Below are 7,196 nucleotides of genomic sequence, written 5' to 3'. Positions count from 1 at the left end.
AGGCAGCGTGACTGCGGGCCGGGATATGCGAATATTTGGCGATACCGTGCGTAATAGCGGTAATAAAGCCTTGCTGCAAGCCAACAATAATATGTGGATACAGAAAAATGCTCAGGGGAATAAAGGTCATCTGATTGAGAATAAATCTGCGACGATAAAGACGGTAAAGGGGGATTTGGTTGTCAGGACCCAAAAACTTAATAATACACGTGATGTTTTTGTTGTTAAAAACAAGGAGTTAATACCAGATTCAACAGATAAAAACCTGATTATTAATGAAACGAAAACCTGTGATTTTGGAGACCCGGTTATTCATGAAGCTGCATTAATCACTCCACTTCCTGATAAATGGTTTGGGCGTGTTGATTTTGGTAGAGATAATACGACAGATGGGGGAATTCATATAAATCACGCCAGAACTGAAACCATCATTTCTGACAGTAAGCAACCTGGAGTGATAGCATCTGGAAAGAGCATTTATATCAACAGTGATGAGTTATTGAATTTTGTCAGTAAGATGAGTTCCGGCAAAGATATTTTCTTAACAGGAATTAATTTTATTAATGAAAGCAAAATAACCGGCGTGCTAAATAATTATATTGTATATACTGAGAAGGAAACCGAAGGTAGTGTGTCTTCCCGTGGCGACGTATATATCAGGACAGACTTTGACAGATCAGGAAACGTTAAAACATGGGAGGATGAAAGCAATATTATTGAACCAGCCAGTGTTGTTGCTGCCGGTAACCTTGTCGCTGATTTTAAAGATAATATTAATATTCGCACACCACTCCCCTATGACATCAATGAAATTTCCCAAATCACTGTTTCAGGCAGCTATGATACGTTATCTGCTAAAAATATTGTCTTAAACTCAGGAAAAATTAACAACAATAATATTATTAAAGCTAATAACGACATCACTATTTTGGCAACTGACGCTGTTACATTAAACACCGGGGAAGTTATTTCTGGTGGTGATGTATCCATGATCGCCGCTAATAATATTGATGTATTGCAGAGTAAAATCAAGGGAAAAAACATTACTGTTATTAGCCGTAATGCTGATTTGAAATTTCAAAGCAATGAGACTGTCGGATATTTCAACCATGATGGTAATAGAATAATCAGCCGCATTGAGGCAACAGGTGATTTATTGCTAAACGCAGGTAAGAATATTATTTTTCGGGATATATTTTTAACTAAAAGTGATAATATTACTTTAACGGCAAATAATGATATTACCATTGATAATAACAATGCGGTGCTATTATCACATAAACGAATTGGCAGTATTATCTCTTTCATTAAAGAGCAAGAACTTTTTAATAACATGTTATCTAAAGTGGGTAAGCTGGATGCAAAAAGTTCTATTGTGATTAATGCCGGTGGAAATTTATCGGCTAAGAGTATTCGTTTCTCCGCAGAAAAAGACATCTATTTAACTTCTGCAAAAAGTATTGATCTGGCTCCCCGTGAATTATCTCCTTCACTGAGTAAATTATTCCCTTCATCACGTTCAGGAGAATTAAGCAGCCAATTAACCGCAGGAAATAATATCAGTGTCATCAGCGGTACAGATATTAACGGAAAGGCGGTTCAGATACAGGCAAACGGTAACGTATTATTGTCCTCTGGAAGGAATATCACACTCCTGCCCCTGCTTTACTCTGCTATTGCTTACAATGACGATGACAGACCTGAGCATTATGATGAACATAAAGATGACAGAAATTATGGCACACAAATCCGTGGTACTAAAAAGCTGACAATGGCTGCCAATGGAGCCATTACCACTGTGGGTTCAAAGTTACTTTCTGATGGTGATATAACGATTACCTCTGGTGGTGATATACGTTTCGAATCGGCTCGGAATCACTTCTACAAAGATCGCGCTGATTATTTCAAAGATAACAGCATCACAGAAACCTATACTCAACAAAGTACTGAATTAACCAGTGGTGGTGTGCTAACCGTGCTTTCAAACGGCAGTATTCTTTTTCAGGCCACTAAACTGGCGGCCAAAGGGGCAATGGATATCGCGGCGAAAGGTGGCTATCTGTACGCTCAGGCGATGGAAGAATCTAACCATTATGAGAACACAGAGACAAGTCGTAATTGGTATGGCAGGAAGAAAACCACTAAACGTACCCGTCATGATGTCACTAATAAAGTCACTGAATTTACCGCGGGTGGTGATATTAATCTGTTAAGTCGGGATGACAGCACTTACGAAGCCAGTCAAATTGCCACTAATAAAAACGCCAAATTGACCAGCACTCACGGTAAAGTCAATTTTAAAGCGGTAAAAAATACCGCTTTTGAACAGACTATTACCTATTCCAAAGGCTTTTATATTAAGCAAAGGGATAAAGGTTATACCGAAGATAAGTGGGTTCTTCCCTCTATTCATATTGGCGGAAAACTGACCGTAGAAGCGGCTAAAGGTGTCAGCGCGGATATCAAAGCGAAAAATGGTCAGTCATTACAAGATGTCCTGACTGTATTGGGGAATACACCGGAGACCGCCTGGCTGAAAGGACTCAACGAAAATAAAGATACCCAGTGGAATGTGGTCAAGGATGCTTATGACAGTTGGGATCACAAGAGCCAGCATTTAAACCCGGTGGTTTCTGCGGTGATTGCGATTGCGGCGGCAGCAGCAACCGCGGGCAGTTCTCTGGCGGCATCTGTCGCATCTTATGCGGGTAATAGCGTTGCGGGTGGGGCATTAACCGCAGGAATGTCATCACTGACGGCACAGGCGGCGGTTGCTATTGTGGATAATCAGGGTGATCTATCCAAAGCACTAAAAGTGTTGGGTAGCAGCGATACCGTTAAATCAACAATTACCTCAATGGCGATGGGTGGCGCACTGGCGGGTTTTGATAACCTCATGGGATGGGATAAAGCCGCCAATGGCGCTCAAATTGACCCGGCAAAAGCGACATTACCTAAACTGAGCAATGGCGACTGGAGCAAAGTGGCTCAACGGATCGCCGGTCAATCCATTATCAGTTCCAGCCTGGGTACAGCCATCAATGGCGGTAGTTTTAAGGATAATTTTACCACCGCATTACTTGCCAATATTGGCAGCCAGATTAACGCCGAAGGTGCCGGGTTGATTGGGGCTAACGGTCAGGTATTAGATTTACCCGGAAAAGCTATCAGCCATGCGGCGGTTTCTGCCCTTGCTGCGGAAATTGGCGGCGGTGATGCCAAAGGGGCGGCGGCTGGGGCATTAGCGGCAGAACTGGCCGCGATAACATTGGATAAGACATTCAATGATCCAATGAAAATTCAGGTGGGTGGCAAAATCATCGGCAGCGTCGCAGGGGCCATTGCGACCAACAGCGCCAAAGGGGCTAACAGTGGGGCTAATGCCGGGGAAATTGTTATTCTCTTTAACCACCTGAACTCCATGAATGCCTACAATCTGGTCAGAGAACTCCAGGAAGCCAATAAGCAAGGAACGCCTACCGAAGCAATCTGGAACAAATACAACAAACTGAGCGCTGCACAACGGGCAGAAATGTTGTCTCACTGTGCCGGGAACGGTGGGTTATGCACACTGACCTATCAGGCTGAAATGGAAGGTGGGATAAAAACAGCGGATGCCATCAGTGGTCTGAGATGGATGTTTGGCTTATCGGCTGAAGATACTCATCGTCTCAGCCAGTTTGTGACGACAGAAAACCAGAACGATTTAGGGCTGTTGTATAACTCGTTGCCCGCTTGGGAAAAAGGTGCACTGATAGCCAAAGAGGCGGTAGAATCTGCCGGTATTGGTGGTGCTATCGGCAGTAAAGCTTCGGTTGCTTCGATTGTTGGGAAGAATAAACAGCCTTATCAACCTAATAAGGGTGCAGTTGGTAATATGGGAGAGTTTTTTAAACAACCGGGGTTTGGAGGACAGATCAAAAACAGCACACTTAAAACCAGTAAGCGGTATCAGGGGCAAAGTATTTATCAAGCTCAGGGTAAACTGGGTGATATAATCAAGAAAGGCGATCAACTGTATTTGGACGGTTCGCATAAAAACCATCTTGAGCTTTTTGATAGTAAAAATAATTTTAAAGCAGCCCTTAATTTAGATGGTTCAGTAAATGTGGATAAAACTAAAGCTGGTCAAGGGAGGAAACTTAAAATTGACTGAAATAAACAAGTTAAATGACATAAAAACGATTTTAGTCGAGCTAGCAGCAACCTGCAATATCTCAAAAAATGAGCTTGATAATAATGGCAGCCTTGATTATTCGTTAAATCTGGATGATGAACTGCAAGATGAGCTCAAAAAATTGATATCCATGTTTGCGGTATTGAAAAAAGCCCTTGACCAAAATGATATGGTTGCAGTTCAGACAGCATTAGTGATGGCTAGGATATATGCAATGAATTTACGTAATTTTTTTGACGGAATCTTTGAAGATATAGAAATGATAGGTTGGACAGATCGATATAATTGGCCGAAAATCCCCGAAGACTACAAAATCCCAGACCATTATAATTATCCTGAAAAAAAGTAATAACAACCACCCCAGCTAAAAAGCTGGGGTTCAACTTATTAATAAAGTGCTGACTTTTAGTCGGTACTTTGTTCCAATAAGAGTTTGCCTCTATGTTAGAACCATCCAAATTTTTCCCCCAAAGAGACTCTCTTAAGTAACTGATGATAGTGTTATCGGCGGTAAAGCTTCGATTGTCGGGAAGAATAAACAATCTTATCAGCCTAATAAGGGTGCAGTTAGTAATATGGGTGAGTTTTTTAAACAACCGGGTTTTGGGAACCAGATTAAAGGAAATACTCAAAAAACTAGTAAAATGTATGATGGGCAGAGTGTTTATTCTACAAAAAATGACATTGATAAATATATCAAAAAAGGCGATCAAATTTATTTAGATGGTGATCATAAGAATCATCTTGAAATTTTTAATAAAAGAGGGAATTTTAGAGTTGTGCTTAACTTGGATGGTTCCATTAATGATGCTAAAACTAAAGCTGCGTAGGGGAGAAAATTAAAATGATGAAAACTCTAAACAAACTTAGCTATTGTATTAATTCACTCTCACTTAGGAAAAATATCCAAGCTGAGTTAAATCTGAATTTAGATATTACCGAAAAATACAAGGAATATATTTATGATTTTAAACAGGCCGTGATGTTACTTAACAGAACTATTGAAGAGAATGATCAAATAGCTATTCAATGTGCTCTGACAATAGTTCGGATTACATCATTGAATCTGTCTAATCTATATTCAGATATTATCGACGATGTTGTATCAATACACAGTCAGAACTTATGGCCTGAGATTCCAGAAGATTACAAAATACCTGATCATTACAATTATCTATCCGAAAAATAAATCATAACCCCAGCCACTGCTGGGGTCTGAAATATCCTAGCATTCAATGCCAGGATATTTTCTTAACACTTAAACAATCATATCACTCACGGCCATCCTAGAAAAAAGGTGCATTAATAGCCAAATTGACTTATCCACTCATTCTTTCAATAGTAAAATTAATTAATATAATTTTTAATAATATAAAAGTGGCCATGAATTATAAAATTTCAGGCCACGTTTCATCAAGCTTTTATTTAACTTGCCATTCATGTCAGGCACTAATATTAAATTAATGACCTACACATCAATCCGGGCAAAGCCTATATCCTATTACTCTTGAATTGGAGAGGGATTTGCAATACTTTTCAGTGAATCAGGAATAATTTTACTGAGATACATATCACTAATTTTTGGCAAATTTTTAACATAGAGATCATATGGCATCCAGAATGATTTCCCCTCAAATCGATTATTCTGGAATATATCATTCTGCACGTCTGCTGGAATATTTTCCCATTCAGCAGCATCAGGCGAATATGGACCTTTATATTTAACGACATTCCACGGATTATGCAGTCGTACTAACTTAATATCATTCCATTGCTGAGCATCCAATATTAAATAAGCATGACCTGATACCAAATCCGTTGATGAACCGGTTCCTTGATAAGTCACATGATGTTTTATTTTGAAGATATCGATAAATTTCTCATCCCAAATACGATCCTGATTACCCTGATTAATACTGGTATTTGCTGTCGATTCTATACCAAAATAGATTTCATTACCGCCGCCTAAATTCTCATAGCTTCCATGCAATTTCGCAAATGCTTTTTCAATCAGGTAATACCAAAACTCATTTTTATCTTCCATAGCAGAAAAACTCACTCGTGGCAGATCATCGTCAATCAATAAATAACCAACCGTCGATTGATTGATGATTCTGATCGAATAAATGCCCGTTGGGTTATAAACCGGTGGATAGATAGCAGAAAATAACAAATTATGCCCTTCAGGATGGGATGCAATTGCCCCAATGGTGCTAACAAAGCCGCAATTACCAAGATAAAGCTGGCCCATATCGATCATCTCTATCCCTTTAATAAACATACCCGGAGATTCAATAAAATCTTTAATACGGCTATGGTTGTTAACTCCCCCACTCTGCCATTGCTTAGGAGGATATGAATCATCGACTAAATAGGCACTCTTCTCTGATAATGCTTTAATTAAAGCCAAGACAGGATCTTTTGCATATAAAGTAACGCCTTTAAAGTTAAAAGGTTCACAGGCAGCCAGAATATCATTTAATTCACTTAATTTTACCGCTTTATCAGGATCTCCGTTCAATGCTTCTTGCACTATTTTTCAGCATATGCGTCACGTCCACATGCGATTAAATCCCTATCTGGTGATTTCGGCTATGTATGAACATTAGCGACATCAACTGGTTTATCGGAGAAATTAACAACTGACATTTTCAATATCCCTTGATTTTATAATGAATGGATAACCTTACGCTGTAATTTATATTAAATAGCCAGCCCAAAGGTTTTATACCTAATAATATGATTAAATAATCAGCGAATAAACTTACCTTAGGTGAGGTAAATATTTCCTTATCACGTTATTAAAATCAACTTAATTATTAAATAGATGATGGCCTTATTTTATTGAGTTAGTATTAATAATTCGAAATAACAATAACCATTTCGATTCAATTAAAAAATCAAAAATATACCTGATTATCACTTAAATTCAGCTCCCATAGGCGTATACTTAAAATAAGTCTGTGTGGAGGTAAATGAAAATGGCTAAAAATCAGATTCAATTCCAAAAAGGCATTTC

At 38.9% G+C, this 7,196-nt stretch carries 5 protein-coding genes; 4 read left to right on the top strand and 1 reads right to left on the bottom strand.

Translation table 11 applies throughout. The annotated features are described in order from the left end of the window. From SLS51_RS22130 to SLS51_RS22115, 4 genes are all read left to right on the top strand, one after another. The coding region (locus SLS51_RS22130) for a DUF637 domain-containing protein (RefSeq protein ID WP_323840687.1) at window positions 1-4,156 on the top strand (4,156 nt) is incomplete at its 5' end. Next, on the top strand, window positions 4,149-4,526 hold the full coding sequence (locus tag SLS51_RS22125; RefSeq protein WP_323840686.1) for a DUF6853 family protein: 378 nt from the start codon (window positions 4,149-4,151) through the stop codon (window positions 4,524-4,526). The genes SLS51_RS22130 and SLS51_RS22125, both read left to right, overlap by 8 nt. 226 nt (window positions 4,527-4,752) lie before the next feature. Beyond that, window positions 4,753-5,007 carry a hypothetical protein gene (locus SLS51_RS22120; RefSeq protein ID WP_323840685.1) on the top strand — a complete coding sequence of 85 codons (255 nt, stop codon included), beginning with the start codon at window positions 4,753-4,755 and terminating at the stop codon, window positions 5,005-5,007. A 14-nt stretch (window positions 5,008-5,021) separates the two neighbouring features. Continuing rightward, complete coding sequence (locus SLS51_RS22115) at window positions 5,022-5,366, top strand: hypothetical protein (RefSeq protein WP_323840684.1); 345 nt, start codon at window positions 5,022-5,024, stop codon at window positions 5,364-5,366. 312 nt (window positions 5,367-5,678) lie between these two features. On the opposite strand, the gene SLS51_RS22110 is transcribed toward SLS51_RS22115, so the two are convergent. Further along, window positions 5,679-6,710, bottom strand: coding sequence for a C2 family cysteine protease (locus tag SLS51_RS22110; RefSeq protein WP_323840683.1), 1,032 nt, complete (start codon window positions 6,708-6,710; stop codon window positions 5,679-5,681). Window positions 6,711-7,196 lie beyond the last annotated feature (486 nt).

The organism is Photorhabdus africana, assembly GCF_035181445.1.
In the GTDB taxonomy this organism is placed as follows: Bacteria; Pseudomonadota; Gammaproteobacteria; order Enterobacterales; family Enterobacteriaceae; genus Photorhabdus; species Photorhabdus laumondii.
Note: the sequence above shows the minus strand (reverse complement) of the source record. Positions and strands in the feature narration are given on the sequence as shown.